At 65.2% G+C, this 20,469-nt stretch carries 15 protein-coding genes and 1 pseudogene; 10 read left to right on the top strand and 6 right to left on the bottom strand.

Features of this window, described 5'->3' with window-relative positions; genetic code table 11:
* Positions 1-47 precede the first annotated feature (47 nt).
* The 9 genes from BCO18175_RS39175 (at position 48) to BCO18175_RS39135 (ending at position 13,023) form a co-directional block, all read left to right on the top strand.
* Positions 48-2,180, top strand: a complete 2,133-nt coding sequence (locus BCO18175_RS39175) for a 3-hydroxyacyl-CoA dehydrogenase NAD-binding domain-containing protein (protein ID WP_174989032.1) — start codon at positions 48-50, stop codon at positions 2,178-2,180.
* 29 nt (positions 2,181-2,209) lie between these two features.
* Entirely contained in the window at positions 2,210-3,418 is a 1,209-nt protein-coding gene (locus BCO18175_RS39170) for an acyl-CoA dehydrogenase family protein (protein ID WP_174989030.1), read from the top strand.
* Positions 3,419-3,432: 14 nt separating this feature from the next.
* Entirely contained in the window at positions 3,433-4,569 is a 1,137-nt protein-coding gene (locus tag BCO18175_RS39165; protein ID WP_174989028.1) for an acyl-CoA dehydrogenase family protein, read from the top strand.
* A 30-nt stretch (positions 4,570-4,599) separates the two neighbouring features.
* The gene (locus tag BCO18175_RS39160) at positions 4,600-5,805 is read left to right on the top strand and encodes a CaiB/BaiF CoA transferase family protein (RefSeq protein WP_174989026.1); all 1,206 of its coding nucleotides are present in this window, start codon (positions 4,600-4,602) and stop codon (positions 5,803-5,805) included.
* 95 nt (positions 5,806-5,900) lie between these two features.
* The gene (locus tag BCO18175_RS39155) at positions 5,901-6,206 is read left to right on the top strand and encodes a DUF485 domain-containing protein (RefSeq protein ID WP_174916216.1); all 306 of its coding nucleotides are present in this window, start codon (positions 5,901-5,903) and stop codon (positions 6,204-6,206) included.
* Positions 6,207-6,217: 11 nt separating this feature from the next.
* Positions 6,218-7,912, top strand: a complete 1,695-nt coding sequence (locus BCO18175_RS39150) for a cation acetate symporter (protein ID WP_174989024.1) — start codon at positions 6,218-6,220, stop codon at positions 7,910-7,912.
* A gap of 357 nt (positions 7,913-8,269) precedes the next feature.
* Entirely contained in the window at positions 8,270-9,559 is a 1,290-nt protein-coding gene (locus BCO18175_RS39145; protein WP_174989023.1) for a dicarboxylate/amino acid:cation symporter, read from the top strand.
* 4 nt (positions 9,560-9,563) lie between these two features.
* Positions 9,564-11,573, top strand: coding sequence for a sensor histidine kinase (locus BCO18175_RS39140; protein ID WP_174989021.1), 2,010 nt, complete (start codon positions 9,564-9,566; stop codon positions 11,571-11,573).
* 94 nt (positions 11,574-11,667) lie between these two features.
* On the top strand, positions 11,668-13,023 hold the full coding sequence (locus BCO18175_RS39135; RefSeq protein WP_174989076.1) for a sigma-54-dependent transcriptional regulator: 1,356 nt from the start codon (positions 11,668-11,670) through the stop codon (positions 13,021-13,023).
* 97 nt (positions 13,024-13,120) lie between these two features.
* Here the strand turns inward: BCO18175_RS39135 and BCO18175_RS39130 are convergent, their stop codons facing one another.
* Positions 13,121-13,657, bottom strand: a complete 537-nt coding sequence (locus BCO18175_RS39130) for a TlpA disulfide reductase family protein (RefSeq protein WP_174971544.1) — start codon at positions 13,655-13,657, stop codon at positions 13,121-13,123.
* A 160-nt stretch (positions 13,658-13,817) separates the two neighbouring features.
* Between BCO18175_RS39130 and BCO18175_RS39125 the strand changes: the two genes are divergently transcribed.
* Positions 13,818-14,390 carry a hypothetical protein gene (locus tag BCO18175_RS39125; RefSeq protein ID WP_174989019.1) on the top strand — a complete coding sequence of 191 codons (573 nt, stop codon included), beginning with the start codon at positions 13,818-13,820 and terminating at the stop codon, positions 14,388-14,390.
* A 333-nt stretch (positions 14,391-14,723) separates the two neighbouring features.
* Here BCO18175_RS39125 and BCO18175_RS39120 read toward each other — a convergent pair.
* The 5 genes and pseudogenes from BCO18175_RS39120 to BCO18175_RS39100 form a co-directional block, all read right to left on the bottom strand.
* Positions 14,724-15,329 (bottom strand): annotated as a pseudogene (locus BCO18175_RS39120) (ATP-binding protein); the annotation flags it as partial.
* A gap of 256 nt (positions 15,330-15,585) precedes the next feature.
* On the bottom strand, positions 15,586-17,241 hold the full coding sequence (gene drt4 / locus BCO18175_RS39115; protein ID WP_174989017.1) for an antiviral reverse transcriptase Drt4: 1,656 nt from the start codon (positions 17,239-17,241) through the stop codon (positions 15,586-15,588).
* A gap of 120 nt (positions 17,242-17,361) precedes the next feature.
* Complete coding sequence (locus BCO18175_RS39110) at positions 17,362-18,141, bottom strand: hypothetical protein (RefSeq protein ID WP_174989015.1); 780 nt, start codon at positions 18,139-18,141, stop codon at positions 17,362-17,364.
* A gap of 8 nt (positions 18,142-18,149) precedes the next feature.
* Positions 18,150-19,019, bottom strand: coding sequence for a hypothetical protein (locus BCO18175_RS39105; RefSeq protein WP_174989013.1), 870 nt, complete (start codon positions 19,017-19,019; stop codon positions 18,150-18,152).
* A gap of 169 nt (positions 19,020-19,188) precedes the next feature.
* Positions 19,189-20,406: a UvrD-helicase domain-containing protein gene (locus tag BCO18175_RS39100; RefSeq protein ID WP_174989011.1), complete on the bottom strand. Its 1,218-nt coding sequence runs from the start codon at positions 20,404-20,406 to the stop codon at positions 19,189-19,191.
* Between the last annotated feature and the right edge of the window lie 63 nt (positions 20,407-20,469).

Here is a 20,469-nt window from a genome sequence, read left to right as displayed (position 1 = left end):
GCCACGAACCGGCGTCGACGCACCTGCCGCCGCGTCAAGGAGACACGATGAACTCACCCGCTTCCCCCACCGGCCCGGCCGGCACCGTCACGCGCGAACGGCGCGACAAGGTGCTCGTCGTCACGATCGACCACCCGCCCGTCAACGCGCTGTCCGCCGACGTGCGGCGCGGCCTCGCCGACGCGCTCGACGCCGCGCAGGCCGACGACGCGATCCGCGCGGTGCTGATCGTTGGCGCCGGCCGCAACTTCATCGCGGGCGCCGATATCCGCGAATTCGGCAAGCCGATCGTGCCGCCGTCGCTGCCCGACGTGTGCGAGCGGATCGAATCGGGCACGAAGCCGGTCGTGGTCGCGCTGCACGGCGCGACGCTCGGCGGCGGCCTCGAGGTCGCGCTCGCCGCGCATTACCGGCTCGCGGTGCCCGGCGCGAAGCTCGGGCTGCCTGAAGTCACGCTCGGCCTGCTGCCGGGCGCAGGCGGCACGCAGCGCGCGCCGCGCCTGATCGGTGCGAAGGCCGCGCTAGACCTGATGCTGACGGGCCGTCACGCAAGCGCCGACGAAGCGCTCGCGCTCGGCCTCGTCGACCGCGTCGCGCACAGCGACGACACGCTCGCCGAAGGTCTCGCGTACGCGCAGGAACTCGTATCGCTCGGCGCACCGGTGCGCCGGACGCGCGATGCGCAGGGGCTGGCCGACCGCGCGGCCGCGCAGGCCGCGATCGATGCGGCGCGCGCGGAACTGCCGAAGAAATCGCGTGGCCTGTTCTCGCCCGCGAAGATCGTCGACGCGGTCGAGGCCGCGCTCACGCAGTCGTTCGACGCGGGGATGAAGCTCGAGCGCAGCCTGTTCCTGCAGTGCATCGACAGCCCGCAGCGTGCGGGCCTCGTGCATGCGTTCTTCGCGGAGCGCGAAGCGGCGAAGGCGCCCGAGGCGCGGCGCGCGAGCGCGCGGCCGGTCGAGCGGATCGGCGTGGTCGGCGGCGGCACGATGGGCGCGGGCATCGCGGTCGCGGCGCTTGATGCCGGGCTGCCGGTGACGATGATCGAACGCGACGAAGCATCGCTCGCGCGTGGCCGAGCGCACGTCGAGAAGGTGTACGACGGCCTCGTCGCGAAAGGGCGGATGACGCCGGCCGCGCACGCGGCGCGGCTCGCGCGCTTCAAGGGCAGCACGTCGTACGACGCGCTCGCGCAGGCCGACGTCGTGATCGAGGCCGTGTTCGAGGACATGGCCGTGAAGCAGGCCGTGTTCGCCGAACTCGCGCGCGCGTGCAAGCCGGGCGCAGTGCTTGCGACCAACACGTCGTATCTCGACATCGACGAACTGGCCGCGAGCATCGACCGGCCGGCCGACGTGATCGGCCTGCATTTCTTCTCGCCGGCCAACGTGATGAAGCTGCTCGAGATCGTCGTGCCGGCGCGCGTGAGCGCGGACGTCGTCGCGACCGCGTTCGCGCTCGCGAAGCAGCTGAAGAAGACGCCGGTGCGCGCGGGCGTGTGCGACGGCTTCATCGGCAACCGGATCCTCGCGGTCTATCGCACGGCGGCCGACACCCTGATGGAAGACGGCGCGTCGCCGTACCAGATCGATCGCGCGGTGCGCGAGTTCGGCTTCCCGATGGGGCCGTTCCAGGTCGTCGACCTCGCGGGCGGCGACATCGGCTGGGCGACCCGCAAGCGCCGCGCGGCGACGCGCGACCCGCGGGCGCGCTACGTCGAGATCTCCGACCGGCTGTGCGAGCGCGGCTGGTTCGGCCAGAAGACGGCGCGCGGCTACTACCTGTATCCGGACGGCGCGCGTGTCGGCACGCCGGACCCGGAAGTCGACGCGATCGTCGCGGAAGAGCGCGCGAAGAAGGGCGTCACGCCGCGCACGTTCACCGACGACGAGATCATGCGCCGTTACCTGGCCGCGATGATCAACGAAGGCGCGAACGTCGTGCACGAGAAGATCGCGCTGCGCCCGCTCGATGTCGATGCGGTGTTCCTGTACGGCTACGGTTTCCCGCGCTATCGCGGCGGCCCGATGCATTACGCGGACACGGTCGGCCTCGCGAACGTGCTCGCCGATATCCGCGCGTTCGCGAAGGAAGATCCGCTGTTCTGGAAGCCGTCGCCGCTGCTCGTCGATCTCGTCGCGCGCGGCGCGGATTTCGCGAGCCTGAATCGCATCGACTGAACGCCCACCGCATTCGCCACGGACCGAAGATGGACCTCAATTTCACTCCCGAAGAGGAAGCCTTCCGCACGGAAGTGCAGCGCTTCCTGCAAGCCGAACTGCCCGAGCGCATCGCGCGCAAGGTGAAGGGCGGCCTGCATCTCACGCGCGACGACATGCGCGAATGGCATGCCATCCTCAACGCGCGCGGCTGGCTCGCGAGCCACTGGCCGCGCGAATACGGCGGCCCCGGCTGGAGCGTCGCGCAGAAGTTCCTGTTCGACAACGAATGCGCGCTCGCGGGTGCGCCGCGCATCGTGCCGTTCGGCGTGAACATGCTCGGCCCCGTGCTGATCAAGTACGGCAACGAAGCGCAGAAGCGCCACTGGCTGCCGCGCATCCTCGACGGCACCGACTGGTGGTGCCAGGGCTACTCGGAGCCGGGCGCCGGTTCCGATCTCGCGGCGGTGAAGACGAGCGCGGTGCGCGGCATCGACGCGCAGGGCGAGCACTACCTCGTGAACGGCCAGAAGACGTGGACCACGCTTGGCCACTACGCGAACATGATCTTCTGCCTCGTGCGTACCGCGACCGACGTGCGCAAGCAGGAAGGCATCAGCTTCCTGCTGATCGACATGAACACGCCGGGCGTCGAGGTCCGCCCGATCATCACGCTCGACGGCGAGCACGAGGTGAACGAGGTGTTCTTCACCGACGTGCGCGTGCCGGCGGCAAACCTCGTCGGCGAAGAGAACCGCGGCTGGACCTACGCGAAATACCTGCTCACGTACGAGCGCACCAACATCGCGGGAATCGGCTTCTCGACGGCCGCGCTCGACCGGCTGCGCGCGGTTGCCGCGAAGGTCACGAAGAACGGGCGGCCGCTCGCGGACGATCCGTTCTTCGCGGCGCGCGTCGCACGTGTGGAAATCGAACTCGAGAACATGCGTACGACCAACCTGCGCGTGCTGGCCGCGGTCGCAGGCGGCGGCGCGCCGGGCGCGGAAAGCTCGATGCTGAAGATCCGCGGCACGCAGATCCGCCAGGAGATCACCGCGCTGATGCGGCGCGCGATGGGGCCGTATGCGCAGCCGTTCGTCGAGGAAGCACTCGATGCCGACTACGACGGCGAGCCGGTCGGCCCGGACGAAGCCGCGAGCGCCGCGCAGCAGTATTTCAACAACCGGAAGCTGTCGATCTTCGGCGGCTCGAACGAAATCCAGAAGAACATCATCGCGAAGATGATGCTCGGGCTGTAACGAGGGACGCGACGATGGATTTCCAGCACACAGAAGACCGCCGGATGCTGGCGGATACGTTGAACCGCTTCATCGCCGAACAGTACGCGTTCCCGGTGCGCGATCGCATCGCGCAGTCGGCCGAAGGTTTCGATCGCGCGATGTGGCGGCGCTTTGCCGAACTCGGCACCGTCGGTGCGCTGTTTTCCGAAGCCGACGGCGGGTTCGGCGGCGCGGGCTTCGACATCGCCGTGGTGTTCGAATGCCTCGGGCGCGGGCTCGTCGTCGAGCCGTTCCTCGGCGCGCTGCTCGCGGGCCGCGCGCTGTCGCTTGCCGGCGCCGCCGCGCATCGCGACCGGCTCGCCGCGTTGATCGACGGCAGCGCGAGCGCCGCGTTCGCGCACGACGAGCCGGGCTCGCACTACGAACTGACGACCGTGCGCACGCGCGCCGAACGCTCGGGCGACGGCTGGGTGCTGACGGGCGCGAAGGGCGTCGTCGACCAGGCCGCGCAGGCGGCGTTCTTCGTCGTCAGCGCGCGCGTGTCGGGGCACGACGACGATGCGGCCGGTATCGGCCTGTTCGTCGTGTCGGCCGACGCGCCGGGCGTATCGCTGCGCGACTACAAGAAGATCGACGGCGGCCGCGCGGCCGAAGTGCGCTTCGAGCGCGTCGCGCTGCCGGCCGATGCCGCGCTCGGCGCGCACGACGGTGAAGCGGGCTCCGAGCTGCTCGAACGCGTGCTCGGCTATGGATTGCTCGCGCTGTCGGCGGAAGCGCTCGGCGCGATGGACGTCGCGAAGGAGTACACGCTCGACTACCTGCGCACGCGCAAGCAGTTCGGCTTGCCGATCGGCAGTTTCCAGGCGCTGCAGCACCGGATGGCCGACCTGCTGCTCGAAGTCGAGCAGGCGCGCTCGGCCGTGATCAACGCGGCCGCACAGCTCGATGCGCCGCGCGTGGTGCGCGAACGCGCGCTGGCGGCGGCGAAAACCAGCATCGGCCGGATCGGCACGCTCGTCGCGGAGGAGAGCATCCAGCTGCACGGCGGGATCGGGATGACGTGGGAGCTGCCGCTGTCGCACTACGCGAAGCGCCTCGTGATGATCGATCACCAGCTCGGTGATGAAGATCACCATCTCGCGCGCTACATCGCGCTGTCGAAACAGTAAAAGCGAACCACGCGAATGGAGGAGACAAGGATGACGAACGAATCGCGCGCATTGCCGCTGGCCGGCGTGAAGGTGCTCGATTTCTCGCGCGTGCTCGCGGGCCCGTGGTGCGCGATGGTGCTCGCCGATTTCGGCGCGGAAGTGATCAAGGTCGAACATCCGGCGCGCGGCGACGACACGCGCGACTGGGGCTTGAGGATAGGCGACACCGAGACGACCTACTTCAACAGCGTGAACCGCAGCAAGCGCTCGATCTGTCTCGACCTGCAGACGGAAGAAGGGCGGCGGCTCGCACGCGAGTTGGCCGCGCAGGCCGACGTGGTGCTTCACAACTTCAAGTTCGGCGGCGCGGAAAAGCTCGGGCTCGGCTACGACGCGCTGGCCGAGCTGAATCCGCGCCTCGTGCATTGTGCGATCTCCGGCTACGACCGTTCGGGCGCCGAGGCCGCGCGGCCCGGCTACGACCTCGTCGTGCAGGGCGAGGCCGGGCTGATGGCGCTGAACGGCGAGGCCGGCCAGCCGCCGCTGAAGTTCGGCGTCGCGGCGGTCGACCTGTTCACCGGCATGTATTCGGCTCAGGCGATCCTCGCCGCGCTGTACGAGCGCCATGCGACGGGGCGCGGGCGGCGCGTCGAGATGGCGCTGTTCGATTGCGGGCTGATGATCACCGCGTACTACGGGCTCGACGCGCTGTTGATGGGCGAGGACCCGCCGCGCTACGGCAACGCGCATCCGTCGATCGTGCCGTACGGCGTGTTCGACGCGGCCGACGGCCCGCTCGTGATCACGGTCGGCAACAACACGCAGTTCGCGCGCTTCTGCGACGCGATCGAGCGGCCCGATCTCGCGGCCGATGCGCGCTACAAGACCAACCTTGGCCGGTCGGAAAACCGCGCCGACCTGCTGCCCGAGATTCGCGGCGAACTCGCGCGCCGGTCGCGCGCGACGTTGCTCGCGGCGCTCGCGGATGCGGGCATTCCGTGCGGCGAAGTGCTCGGGCTGCACGAAGCGCTGAAGTCGGAGCGCGCGACGAGCGCGGGGCTCGTCACGCGGCAGCCGCATCCGGTCGCGGGTGGCGTCGACGTGCTTGCGCCGCCGTATCGGTTCGACGGCGCGCGGTTGCCGGTGCGCGGTGCGCCGCCGGTGCTCGGTGCCGATACGGACGCGGTGCTCGGCGGCTGGCTCGGGATGTCGGCCGACGAGGTCGCGCGGCTGCGTGCAGATCGCGTCGTGTAAGTCGTTCTTGACCGCCGCGGCGCGGGCGGATTCGGATTGCGCGCCGACTATCCACAAAATACGCCTCGCAACGACGAGGTGAACATGGAGACACCATGGAGCTTTCCGTCATCGAATCGGTCACGGCGCGCCGTGACTACCAGCAGCTCGTGCGTGCGCGGCGCCGCTTCAGCTTCACGCTGACGGCGCTGATGATCGCCACGTACTACGGCTTCATCCTGCTCGTCGCGCTCGCGCCGCACGTGCTTGCCGCGCCGCTGTACCAAGGTGCGACGACGACGGTCGGGATCGCCACGGGCGTCGCGATCATCCTGGTCGCGATCAGCCTGACCGCGTGCTACGTGGTGCGCGCGAACCGTGCGTTCGACCGCCGCGTCGACGCGATCCTGCAGCGTTCGTGACGGAGGCAGACATGCGACTTACCTCGATCGCGCCCGGTGCGCTTGTTATTCCATTCGCTCTCGTTTCTTCCACCGCGCATGCCGTATCGGTCGCGGGCCCGATGCCCGACAAGGTCGAACTGAACCCGGTCGCGATCGGGATGTTCTTCGCGTTCGTGTTCGCGACGCTCGCGCTCACACGCTGGGCCGCGCGCCGCACGCGCTCGACGCGCGACTTCTACACGGCCGGCGGCGGCATCACCGGGCTGCAGAACGGGCTCGCGATCGCGGGCGACTACATGTCGGCCGCGTCGTTCCTCGGGCTCTCCGGCATGGTGTTCATGTTCGGCTTCGACGGGCTGATCTACTCGATCGGCTTTCTGGTCGGCTGGCCGTTCGTGATGTTCCTGATCGCCGAGCCGCTGCGCAACCTCGGCAAGTTCACGTTCGTCGACGTCGTCGCGTACCGCTTCGCGCAGCGGCCGATCCGGCTGCTGACGTCCGCGAATTCGCTGACCATCGTCGTGCTGTACCTGGTCGTGCAGATGGTCGGTGCGGGCAAGCTGATCCAGCTGCTGTTCGGGCTGTCGTACGGCACGGCCGAGCTGATCGTCGGGGTGCTGATGGTCGTCTACGTGTTTTTCGGCGGGATGACCGCGACCACCTGGGTGCAGGTGATCAAGGCCGTGCTGCTGTTGTGCGGCGCGACGCTGCTCGTCGTGCTCGCGCTCAGCGAATTCGGCTTCAGCGTCGACGAGATGTTTCGCCGCGCGGTGGCCGTGCATCCGGGCGCGCTGTCCATCATGGGCCCCGGCAAGCTGATCCGCGATCCGGCCAACGCGCTGTCGCTCGGCATCGCGCTGATGTTCGGCACGGCCGGCTTCCCGCACATCCTGATGCGCTTCTTCACGGTGCCGAACGCGAAGGAGGCGCGCAAGTCGGTGCTCTATGCGACCGGCTTCATCGGCTACTTCTACCTGCTGACCTTCGTGATCGGCTTCTCGGCGATCGTGCTGCTCGCGCAGCATCCGGAGTTCTTCAAGCTCGGCGCGAACGGCACGTTCAACCTGACGCACGACCTGCTCGGCGGCTCGAACATGGTCGCGGTGAAGCTCGCGCAGGCGGTCGGCGGGAACTGGTTCTACGGGTTCATCGCGGCCGTCACGTTCGCGACGATCCTCGCGGTGGTCGCGGGCCTGACGCTCGCCGGCGCGACGACGATCTCGCACGACCTGTACGCGCAGATGTGGGCGCGCGGCAAGCCGGACGAGCGCGTCGAGATGCGCATCTCGCGTGCGGCGACGATCGCGCTGTCGGCGGTCGCGATCGGGCTGTCGATCCTGTTCGAGCACGTGAACGTCGCGTTCATGGTCGGCCTCGTCGCGGCGGTGGCCGCGAGCGCGAATTTCCCGGTGCTCGCGATGTCGATCTTCTGGCGCGGGATGACGACGCGCGGCGCGGTGCTCGGCGGCGGCCTCGGCCTCGTGTCGGCGGTCGCGCTCACGGTGCTGTCGAAGTCGGTGTGGGTCGACGTGCTGCACCACGCGCACGCGCCGGTGTTCCTCGACAACCCGGCGCTCGTGTCGGTGCCGCTCGCATTCATCGGGATCGTCGTCGGTTCGCTCGCGGATCGCGGCGAGCGCGCGCGGCGCGAGCGCGAGGCGTTCGCGCAGCAGGAGTTCTACGCGCAGACGGGCGTGCTGGCCGGTCGCGCCGTGCAGCACTGATTAATCATACAAATAAGCGTATCCGTCCGGATCGCCGGACGGATATTTTCCGGAAATCCGGAATCCCGGATTTCCTTGCCTGCCGCATTATGAGAAATACAATGAAAACAACGGTTTGAGGGGTTCGGGAAACCTGGCATCGACCTTGCGATATAAAACGCACGGCCATCCCCCGGCCGAACTACTACAGCAAGCAAGGAGACAATCGATGACCACTGCCTTCCTCCCCCTCCGGACGTCCTGAGGCATCGCTTGTTGCGGCACGGCAGCCGCGCGGGCGAGTGAATCTCCCCTGTGACATTCGTCCGCGCGCGTGACGCCGTTTCCATCGGCTCATCTACTTCTGCAGGAACCATCGTGAAGAAGAAACCCTTCTACAAAGTGCTCTATGTGCAGGTGATCTTCGCCATCATCGTCGGCGTGATCCTCGGCCACTACTACCCGGCGCTCGCCACCGACATGAAGCCGCTCGGCGACGGCTTCATCAAGCTGATCAAGATGGTGATCGGCCCGATCATCTTCTGTACGGTCGTCACCGGCATCGCCGGCATGGAGGACATGAAGAAGGTGGGCCGCGTCGGCGGCAAGGCACTGCTGTACTTCGAGATCGTGTCGACCTTCGCGCTGGTGCTCGGCCTCGCGGCCACGCACATCCTGCGTCCGGGCGTCGGCTTCAACATCGATCCGGCGACGCTCGACGGCAAGGCCGTCGCGTCGTACGCGGCGAAGGCGCACGGGCAGTCGACGGTCGACTTCCTGATGCACATCATCCCGAACACGATGGTCGATGCGTTCGCACAGGGCGAGATCCTGCAGATCCTGCTGATCGCACTGCTGTTCGGCAGCGTGCTCGCGCACCTCGGCGAGCGCGGCAAGGTCGTGACCGACTTCATCGACGGGCTCACGCGCGTGCTGTTCGGCATCGTGCACATCGTCACGAAGCTGGCGCCGATCGGCGCGTTCGGCGCGATGGCGTTCACGATCGGCAAGTACGGCGTCGGCTCGCTGGTGCCGCTGCTCAAGCTGATCGGCACGTTCTACCTGACGTCGGTCGTGTTCGTGCTCGTCGTGCTCGGCACGATCGCGCGCTTCACGGGGTTCTCGATCATCCGCTTCGTGTCCTACATCAAGGAAGAGCTGCTGATCGTGCTCGGCACGAGCTCGTCGGAAGCCGCGCTGCCGCAGCTGATGGAAAAGCTCGAGAAGGCCGGCTGCTCGCGTTCGGTCGTGGGCCTCGTCGTGCCGACCGGCTATTCGTTCAACCTCGACGGCACCAACATCTACATGACGATGGCCGTGCTGTTCATCGCGCAGGCGACCAACATCGAACTGACGTGGATGCAGCAGCTCACGCTGCTGGCCGTCGCGATGCTGACGTCGAAGGGCGCGAGCGGCGTCACGGGTGCGGGCTTCATCACGCTGGCCGCGACGCTCGCCGTCGTGCCGACGATCCCGCTGTCGGGCATGGTGCTGATCCTCGGTATCGACCGCTTCATGAGCGAATGCCGCGCGCTGACCAACATCGTCGGCAACGGCGTCGCGACGGTCGTCGTGTCGGCCTGGGAGAAGGAGCTCGACCGCAACAAGCTGCGCCAGGCGCTGAAGGGCGGCGGCGAAGTTACGCCGACCGAGACGGCCGGCGTCTGACGCCATGAAGGAGCAGGCGGCGGCACCGCCCGCCGGCGGCGCGGCCCGCGGCGGTCGAGGCGGAGAGGCGGAGGCCTATGACACAATAGGCGATCCGCATCGCCAGGAAGCCTCGACCGTGACGCGCCGTCTGCTCATTCTCGTCGTGCTTGCCGCCGCGCTCGCCGCGGCGTGCACGCTGACGTGGACGATCACCTGGCGGCGCGGCGTCGCCGAGCTGCAGCGCAACGCCGCGGTGCGCGTCGACCGCACCACCAACGCGCTCAAGAGCACGCTCGACCGCTACGAATCGCTGCCGTATCTGCTCGGCAGCCATCCGTATGTGCAGGACCTGCTCGCCGAGCCGAAGCGCGCCGACTACACCGCGCGCGTCAATCGCTATCTCGAAGACCTCAACGAACACGCGCACGCGACCGTCACCTACGTGATCGGCGCGGACGGCCTGTGCGTCGCCGCCAGCAACTGGCGCGCGCCCGACAGCTTCGTCGGGATCGAATACCGCTTTCGCCCGTATTTCCTCGATGCGATGAACGGCCAGGTCGGCCGCTTCTTCGGGATCGGCACGATCTCGCGCGACCCCGGCTACTACATCTCGCAGCCCGTGTGGCGCGACGGCAAGATCGCGGGCGTCGTCGTCGTGAAGCTCAACCTCGAATGGTTCCAGGGCGCCGATGCGTCGGAGCCGCTCGTCGTCGCGGACGATCACGGCGTCGTGTTCCTGTCGTCGGTGCCCGCATGGAAGTACCACACGCTGCGGCCGCTCACGGGGCCCGTCGCCGCGTCGATCTACGAGACGCGCCAGTACGCGCAGCAACCTGTCACGCCGCTGCCGCTGCGCATCGAGCAGGTGCTCGGCCCCGATGCGGAGATCGTGCGCCTCGGTCCCGGCCTGCGCGCGCCGCGCTACCTTGCGAGTAAACGCCGGATCGGCGAGCCCGACTGGCTGCTCGTCACGCTCGCGCCGATCGCGCCCGTCGACGCCGATGCGCGCAACGCGACGATCGTCACGGGTTTCGGCTTCGTGTCGGTCGCACTGCTCGCGTTCTACTGGCGGATGCGCCGCGCGCGCGTGCGTGAAATGATCCGCGGCCGCGCGCTGCTGCAGCAGGCGTACGCGGAGCTGAACCGGCGCGTCGAGGAGCGCACGGCCGACCTGTCGGAAGCGAACGAGCAATTGCAGAAGGAAGTCGGCGACCGGATCCGCGCGGAGCAGGAGCTGCGCGCCGCGCACGACGAGCTGATCCAGGCGAGCAAGCTCGCCGCGCTCGGCCAGATGGCGGCCGGCATCACACATGAACTGAACCAGCCGCTCGCGGCGCTGCGCAGCTTCTCGGACAACACGCGCGTGCTGCTCGATCGCGGCGAGCAGGCGGCCGCGCGCGAGAACCTCGAGGCGATCGCCGCGCTCACCGAGCGGATGGGCAAGATCACGAACCAGCTGAAGCTGTTCGTCGGCCGCGCGAAGCCGCGCAACGAGCGGGCGCTCGTCGTGCGCGCGCTGCGCAGCGTGCTGTCGCTGCTCGACGAGCGGCTGCGCGGCGTCACGCTCACGCTGACGCTGCAGGACGCGACCGTGTCGCCCGCGCAGGATGCGCCGCTCGACCTGGCGCGCGACTATCCCGAACTCGTCGCCCGTTGCGAGGACCTGCGCCTCGAACAGGTGCTGATCAACCTGCTCGGCAACGCACTCGACGCGGTCGCCGGCGTCTCGGCACCGGCGATCGAGGTGACGATCGCGGTGTCGGCGGCCACGCTCGCGGTCGAGGTGCGCGACAACGGAAGCGGCATTGCCCCCGACCTGCTGCCGCGCCTGTTCGAGCCGTTCTTCACGACCAAGGAAATGGGGCGCGGGCTTGGCCTTGGTCTTGCGATCTCGTCGTCGATCGCGAGTGACGCGGGCGGTGCGCTGACCGCGCGCAACGCGCCGTCGGGCGGCGCGCTGTTCGTCTTGACGCTGCGGCGCGCCCGCACGCATCATCCGGACTCCGTGTCCGAGCCGGCGGGCTCGCGCTAGACGCGCCACGCCGCCCGCCCGATCGGCGCACGATCGGTATCAACGACGCCGCGCGCGCTGCCGCCGCGCGGCCCGTCAGGAGCAAGTGAGTACGATGGCCAACCGGCTGCAAGTGATCTATATCGAAGACGACGCGCTCGTTCGCCGGGCAAGCGTGCAGAGCCTTCAGCTGGCGGGGTTCGACGTCGCCGGCTTCGAGTCGGCCGAAGCGGCCGAGAAGGCGATCGTCGCGGATACCGCCGGCGCGATCGTCAGCGACATCCGGCTGCCCGGCGCGAGCGGGCTCGACGTGCTCGCGCAGTGCCGCGAGCGCGTGCCCGACGTGCCCGTGATCCTCGTCACGGGGCACGGCGACATCTCGATGGCCGTGCAGGCGATGCGCGACGGCGCGTACGACTTCATCGAAAAGCCGTTCGCGGCCGAACGCCTGATCGAGACGGTGCGCCGCGCGCTCGAGCGGCGCGAGCTCGTGCTCGAGAACCACGCGCTGCGGCGCGAGCTGGCCGGGCAGAACGTCGTCGCGCCGCGCATCATCGGCCGCAGCCCCGCGATCGAGCAGGTGCGCAAGCTGATCGCGAACGTCGCGCCGACCGATGCGTCGGTGCTGATCAACGGCGATACCGGTGCGGGCAAGGAGCTGATTGCGCGCAGCCTGCACGAGCTGTCGCCGCGTCGCGACAAGCCGTTCATCGCGGTGAATTGCGGCGCGCTGCCCGAGCCGATGTTCGAGTCGGAGATGTTCGGCTACGAGCCCGGCGCGTTCACCGGCGCCGCGAAGCGCCGCGTCGGCAAGCTCGAATATGCGTCCGGCGGCACGCTGTTCCTCGACGAAATCGAAAGCATGCCGCTCGCGCTGCAGGTGAAGCTGCTGCGCGTGCTGCAGGACGGCGTGCTGGAGCGGCTCGGCTCGAACCAGCCGATCCGCGTGAACTGCCGCGTCGTCGCGGCCGCGAAGGGCGACATGAGCGAACTCGTCGCGGCCGGCACGTTCCGGCGCGACCTGCTGTACCGCCTCAACGTCGTGACGATCGCGCTGCCGCCGCTCGCCGAGCGCCGCGAGGACATCGTGCCGCTGTTCGAGCACTTCATGCTCGATGCGGCCGTGCGTTACGCGCGGCCCGCGCCGGTGCTGACCGACCGGCAGCGCGCGAGCCTGATGCAGCGCGACTGGCCCGGCAACGTGCGCGAGCTGCGCAACGCGGCCGACCGCTTCGTGCTCGGCGTGGCCGACATGCCGCAGGAGACGGGCGCGAGCGGCGACGAGGCCGACAACGAGCAGACGCTGAAGGAGCGCATCGAGCAATTCGAGCGCGCGGTGATCGCCGAGGCGTTGAACCAGACGGGCGGCGCGGTCGCCGCGACGGCCGACCGGCTGCATGTCGGCAAGGCGACGCTGTACGAGAAGATGAAGCGCTACGGGCTGTCGGCGAAAGGCGAAACCGAGCGCTGAAAAGCAAACGGACCGCGGAACCGGGTTGCCCGGTCGTGCGGTCCGTCGTGCGGGGAAGGGCGCGGTGCGCGGCCCTTCGAGCCGGATCGGGCGGCGCTCAGGCCGCGTTGCTGTCGAGCGCCTTCTTGAGCAGCGCGTCGAGTTCCGCGAACTGCGGGGCGCCGACATAACGCTTCAGGATCTTGCCGTCCTTGTCGACGACGAAGGTCGTCGGCGTGAGCTGCACATTGCCGAACTGCTTCGCGACGCTGCCGTCGTCGAGCGCGACCTTGAACGGCAGCTGGCGCGTTTGCGCGTAGTTCGCGACGTACATCGGCGGATCGTAGTTCATCGCGACCGCGACGAATTCCAGACCCTGACCCTTGAAGCGGTTGTAGGTATCGACCATCTGCGGCATTTCCTGCATGCAGGTCGCGCAGCTCGTCGCCCAGAAGTTCACGAGATAGACCTTGCCTTTCAGGTCGCCTGCAGTCGAGACCTTCTGGCCCGACAGCAGCGTGAACGTGGCGTCCGGCACGGTGGACTTGCCGTTGAACGCGAAGAAGCCGGCGACGGCGATCGCCGCGACGACAACGGCGGCGACGATGTAGCGGACGGGGCCGGCGCTGCGGCGGGCGGGGGGCGTGGTGTTCATCTGGTGCTCTCGGAGTCGGTCGATGACGCGGATCAATGCAAAGGACATCGAAATTCGGCGCTCATTTTAGCGCGAATGCGGCGCGCGTACCGGCGGCGGCCACGCATCCCGGAATTCACGTTCGGCGGATAATGCCCGTTTTGCCTGCCCGATCCACGCCATGCCGAAGGAAGTCACCGTTTCGTTGCGCCCCCTTTTTCGTCCGCTGCGACACTTCGCCGCGCTCGCGTGCATGAGCGTCGCGCTGGCCGCGTGCTCGCCGTCGTACGACTGGCGCACGCTGCACAACGACGCCGGCTATACGATCGACCTGCCGGCGAAACCGACCGTCGAGGAGCAGCCGGTGGCGATCGGCGGCGTGTCGATGCCGATGCGGATGCAGGCCGCGCACGTCGACGGCGCGGTGTTTGCAGTCGGCACGCTGACGCTGTCGGACGACCGTGACGACACGCGCCGCGCGGCGCTCGAATTCCTGCGCGCCGGGTTGTCCCGCAACCTCGAAGGCGCGCCGCAAACGGCGTCGGTGCCCGTGCCGCTCGCGGCCGGCGGCGCGGTGAACGGGCTCGAGCTGCGTATCGCGGGCGCGGCCGCGGGCGGCGATCGCACGCACAAGACGATCGTCGCGCGGCTCGCCGCGCGCGGCCGGCACGCGTACCAGGCCGTCGTGATTGCCGACGGGCCGCTCACACAGGAGCAGCTCGACCAGTTTTTCGGGTCGTTCAAACTCGACTGACGGCGGTCGGCGAGGGCGCTGAGACACTCTGTGACAACTGAAAGTTCATTCGCAGCTTTCGACGCTAGTCGCCGGATTTTGCGAGGTTTTTTCGGCTATCCACAGCGCATGTGGATAACTTTGTTGAAAAGTTGCCCGGATTGCCCGCCAAGCCGCGCGGGTCGGCCTTCCGGCCCGTTTGGTCGCCCGCTCGCGTTTTGAGAAAAATCAATTAAAACAACGAGATACGGATTCCGTGCCGCAAAGGTCCCGTCGAGCCCCGATCCGGGGCCGGATTCGCGGAATTGTGCATAAGTCAAGTCTTGACAGCCGGATTTTGTCCTCCGAGGGCGTTCAGAGCGCCGTCAGCGCGCGCCGGTAGCGGATCGCTTCGGCGATCTGCGCGGCCGTCGGCAGCGGGTCGCCGGCCAGGTCGGCGATCGTCCGCGCGACCTTCAGCACGCGGTAATACGCGCGCGCCGACCAGCCGAAGCGCTCGCCGGCCTCGCGCAGCAGCCGTTCGCCTTCGTCGGTCGGCCGGCACAGGTCGTCGGTCTCGCGGCCGCTCAGCATGTGATTCGTCTTGCCCTGCCGATCGAGTTGCAGCGCCCGCGCCCGCGCAACGCGCGCGGCGACCGTGGCACTCGGTTCGCCGGGCGCCGTGACGCGCGTCGCCAGCTCGGCCGGCGACAGCGCGGGCAAGTCGATCTGGATGTCGATGCGGTCGATGAGCGGCCCCGACAGCTTGCGCAGGTAGCGCGCGGCGACGTCGGGCGAGCAGCGGCAGCGTCCGGACGGATCGCCGTGCCAGCCGCACGGGCACGGATTCATCGCGGCGATCAGCTGGCACGCGGCCGGAAAGTCGGCTTGCTGGGCCGCGCGTGAAATCGTGATGCGGCCGGCCTCCAGCGGCTCGCGCAGCATCTCGAGCACGTGACGGTCGAATTCCGGGAGTTCGTCAGCGTTTATATTTCGGAGAGTAATAGCTGTAGTATGCAACGTATTGATTATTTTACATATTGTTCTCTGGCTATGGTGTGTGGCATAGCGGTAAGTTGGTGGTTGTACTCGATGATTTACGTTACGGCTTGTATGTTGCTCGGCGCAACGATGCCGTTTCGGCATACGAAAACAGCTTCTAGTTCAAATAGCTGCAAGAACTTAGCGCGACATCCCAAAAAAGCAGTCTAGCGAACCGCAAGCAGAGGACCCGCCATCATTCCTGGAGTGGGTCCCGTGCTTGCGCGTGAGCGGCATTTTGCTGATTCCTCTCTGCGACCCATTCCGGTAGCGTCAGTATCGGCTCGATATCGTCTCGAAATGGATTGTCGATATATTGACAATACTCTTCCGCATCAGTCAATTTCGAGTCGGTTGGGATGAAGTTTACATTGTGTTGGCGCAAAATATCGAAGCTTAATTCGTCATCGGGTCGTTGGATGGTCTCGTGATAGTAAAGCTGATAAAGCAGTAACCATTGTTGGTCGCGCTCGTGATACCCCGAATTTAATACTTCTCTTGCGAACCCAGTAACCGCGTCATCTGCCTGATGAAGCTCGAAGAGTAATGTACACGCGACACAATCTCTCGACGCTATGACGCTCGCTATCGCTTCCGGGCTAAGCCGAATGTTCGCTCGCTTGGCCAAATGCAGTGGCCAAGCCATGCCATCCGACCGACGGTGTTTAGCGTTTTCAACAATAATCGCGCTTATATGTTCGCTATATGGAGCGAGCAACTCACGCTCGTCTTGCACTAAGAATTCGAGATAAGGCAATAGTGCAGGGTAATGCCAGCTCAAATTTACAAGGTAGTTTGCTACGCTGGAAAGTCCGTCGTCATCGAGGTGTGGAAGTAGCGAACCAACAGCGTACTTAAGGACGCTGCCATCGCGAGTTTCATTGTTTAGGCGTGTCGCAAAATCAAGATACTGGATGGCGTCGGAAACGAATATGCGGGTCGTGCCGTCGTCAGAACGTGCGACTCTACTATTGAGCTCCGAGCCGAGCGCAACGACCCAAGGTTCCACGAGCGGTTCCGGGAGTGCGACGATAGTAGTCTTTTGCAAATTCAGTCGCAGTCGGTACGCGGCGAGCTCCGCCCCGAGTATAGTCAAAAATTCATTTGCCTTCTCGTGCGTTTCACAATATCCGATGTAATCGTCAATATATCGACGAAAAACAAAGCCGGCTTGGCGAAGCTTGTCGTCAACGCGACCAAGGATTAGTTCGACGAGAATACTTGAGGTGCCGGGTCCGATAGCCAAACCCACCGTTTCTCCCCGTCGAGCGACCATCTGGAGGCTGTCTAGCTCATTGCTCCAATGCTGAGGGCCGTTGTCCCGCACTCGGGCTTTCTCGATTTCAAATCCGACGGTCGCCCACGGAATCGAGTGAGAGTAGATGCTGTGAAAGCAGCCGGCAATATCCGTTTCCACGCGGAACCGCTTCGCGAAGCTTGTCTCAAGCGCAGTTGCCGTACGGGTTTGGGCGTCCTCGTAATTCATGATGAACATGCGACCGTCCTGGTGCTGTTCGGGCTTGATGGCACTGTTCTCACTGTCCGTAAGCGCACCTAGCTCATCCCAGTGTTCCCATATTTTGCTGGCTAACCGAGCATACGGGCGAGGGTGAATTAGAGCGAGTTCGCGCGGGACGTTGTTGTGGCGCGTCATCAAATACGAGACGTCGTCGTAGCGAAAACCTCGTCGGCCCCTAGGTTCTTCGTAGGAGGCGACCAGTGCCGCTACTTCAGGCGTGAACTGTCGCGTCGATACGCTCGGAGGAAGTTCTCCCACCGGCGCTTTCTGGTTCGGAAAATAGTTCCACCGGGTGAGACCTTCATAGATGTGACGGTGCTGAATGATGGGCATCTATTGCTCAAATGCGCTGTTATAGGGATTCGGGCGAACGCGTAGCCAAATGAGACTACACGACCGCTGTTGGGCCGAAAACGGCGGTGGCGGTATGCGGCGCCACATACAAATGGTGACTTAAGCCGCCTGCGGCTCTCGCTTTTTCTTTTTACGAGAGGGCGCGGGCGGAAGCTTCTTGTACAGCGCGTCGGCAAACTTGCTCTTAAGCGAGAATACGTCGAGCAGAAGAGGCGTGCCGCCGGCGCGCTCACAAATGGCGCGCGCGAGGCGCTGCTGCGTCCGGTACATCGATTCAGTCGCGACGTTGCCCATGCTAAAGTTCTTGCCTACGCTGATGCCGCTGAATGCCGCACTGATGACCGCTAGGCTTTTGCGGTCCAGCGGAATATGTCCGAACTCGAAGCAATGCCGAGCGAGCTCTGGATGCTCGGTTCCTTGGACGCGCAGGTAGCGCACAAAGAGGTCGACCATCTTGTACCGGTGCGCGACGCTCAGCTCCGGATTTACAGCAATGAACTCGACGCCTTCGCGACTCTCAAGCTTCATGTTGTTCGCCGTGACGCGCTTCCGCCAGTAAGCAACGAGCGTGCTGGTAAGGTGACGATGCCACTCTTCGAATCCATCCCTGGTGCCCAACCCTGCTACCAGTCCCGGGCTTTCTGTGGCATGGAGCAGTTGGCTCTTGGCCCACGCGTTGTAAATTTGGATAGGACCGTCCTCGCCCCGGAAGCCGGTGGACATTGCACGCGCCGTTGAGCCGTCGAGGCCGAGGGTGGATGTCTCCTTCTCCGTGGTCCACTTGTTCAGCGCCTCAGGCTGATAGGCCGTGTACGCCTGCAGCACTTCCTCATCGAGGTAGGTGTCCAAGTCAAACAGCTGGTCGTGGCTCGTATGCATGAGATTCGTCAAAGGAAGTCTGCGCTGCGGCCAACATCTCGCGAGAACTCGTTGGAAAGTTTGCTCGGCGGAAAGGCTTCGAGAAATCGCTGACCGTTCATCGGACGCGTGGAGATGGCGTTGCCTTCACGCAACGTGAGTGCTTCGCGAATTGCCGCGGCCCCCACTGCTCCAAACTCCTGTACGGCCATGCCAGAATTGGCGTAGTCGACGAGCTGTGACCGGTCCTTGAACTCCAACTGACGCAGGAACATCGTCCACAGTTCGACGTTGGTCGATTTCGGAGTCTCATACAGTGTGCTCAAGGCACCCTCGCCGTTCACGCTCGCGAGCAGAATTTCGCGCAATGTGTAGCCTGGTGGTTGAAGGCTTTGCGGATAACGGCCTTGGTTATCGAGACGATAGTGAAAAATGCTATAGGCTCCGACCAGGAAGTCTTCGCGTGTACCGAAGTCGACGGCTATCGTAGTCTGGAGTTCTTCTATGAGCGAGCGCGGCGTGTTGGGCACTCCAGCCGGCGGCGACAAGAACCAGCCGTCTACCCGCAGGCCGGGCGCCCATGTGCGCACTAATTCGTATTTCACCTCCGCATCGCGGAAGCCTGCGCTCTGCTTTGCTACTGGTCTGGCCAGTAACCGATAGACGTTCCCCCGGTAAGCCACCTCATAGAACGGCAACTCGGCGCCAATGCGCATATGAGCGCGGCACGTTACCCCGAGATTGTCTAAAGTTGGGCCGTTGTAATAGGCATCCGCGAGGACGTCCTCCGCATGAATCAGCCCGGACTTGAGGTCTGTCTTGTCCCGATAGCCGGGTAGTAACACAGCGGTATGGGGCGTGGCTTTGCGCTCGATTCCCGGTGTACTGATTGCGGGCACTATGGCGACTCCTCGGCTAATACCAGATGGCGACGTAACGAAAATAAACGGGGTACGAGCAAAGCGCAATGAGATTTTGTCCACTCCATCGCCGAGTACCTAGCTTTGTTATGCTCCGACGCACGACCAGAAAATCAAGGTCGAGTTGACCGAACTGGACGTGTGCTGGTTAGGTGCTGAAGTTCTCGCTCGGCGCCAAGACGCGAACTGACCTTGTTCCGCGAGTGAGAGCGACGTACCAATGATGGCGATTCTCGCAGGCGTCCGGCGTAATGACGACATGGTCGAATTCCAGACCCTTTAGAAGCAGAGTGCTGCCTACAGACCTATTGCGGAGGATTCGTCCTTTCTCGCGACGAGCGCTTGCAACTTGGAATGCCGCGTCGTCGAGCTGTAGCGCAGGATTTTCTGCACACAGTTGCAGTGCCGATTTGACCGAGTACATCAGTTCTGGTCGCGCCATATTCACACCGTTCTCGCTTTCAACGCACCGGATTGCATCGAGAACGTTTGTCAGCGAATCACTCCGGGCAACTGTGCTCAAGGCGAGCTCCGCTGGCGTTGCAGGCGTTCGGATGCGGTTAGGGTTTGTCAGCAACGATTCGACGCGCTTTCTCTTGTTCGCCGCTCCAACACCCACGTAGGCTGTTCCCATTAGGTCGAGAACGGCATTGACGCGCTCGATACCGCTTCGTGTCCTGAGGCTCTCGTAAAAGTTGCACTCTGTTTTGCCTCCAATAGGTTCAACCGTAGTCGCATGGATGGCTTTGGCCAGCTCCGCGCGTCGCACCTCATCGACGCTTGAGTGAATAATCGCGAGCGTCTCTCCGTCGGGAGCCCGAATCGAGCAAGAGCCGGCGAGCTGCTGGGCGGGGAGCCTTGGAGCGCAAAGCTGCCATTCTAGGCAGCTCGGTGCGCCGCGGAAATCGAAGACGCCGGCTTGGAAATTTGCCCGCTGGTCGATGAGCCACGCACCAAGGGCGGCATTACCGGTGCGAATCCATCTTTGAGGCGTATCTAGTACGCCGGCTGGAGGAAAGACTGCCAAGGTGTCCGTGTGCCAGTTTGCCAGCGGACGAAAGCCAAAAATTGCCTGCAGTGGGTCGCCAAAGACGTAGCAAGGCAGGTGGTGCGAAAGCGCGCGCACGAGTCCATGGTGTGCGACGGTGCAGTCTTGGTACTCATCCACAAGTACGCCGCTATATGACGCGCTGAGTATGCTTTGCACTGCGCCGCTGTCAATCAATGCCGTCGCAGCGACCATGACCGCATCCCATTCTTGCGACCGCGCCGACCAGTTGGCAGCCAAGCCTGACCCTTTTGGAAAGGCGCGCGCCCATCGATGCGCCCATGCTGACAATGTTTCAACTTGAGTGTTGATTTCCACCGAGTCTTAACCCACCGATTTCATCTAAATCTGACCCACCCTGAGACAGCGTAGTACATCTAT

The sequence above is a fragment of the Burkholderia lata genome, assembly GCF_902499335.1.
Classification (GTDB): Bacteria; Pseudomonadota; Gammaproteobacteria; order Burkholderiales; family Burkholderiaceae; genus Burkholderia; species Burkholderia lata_B.
Note: the sequence above shows the minus strand (reverse complement) of the source record. Positions and strands in the feature narration are given on the sequence as shown.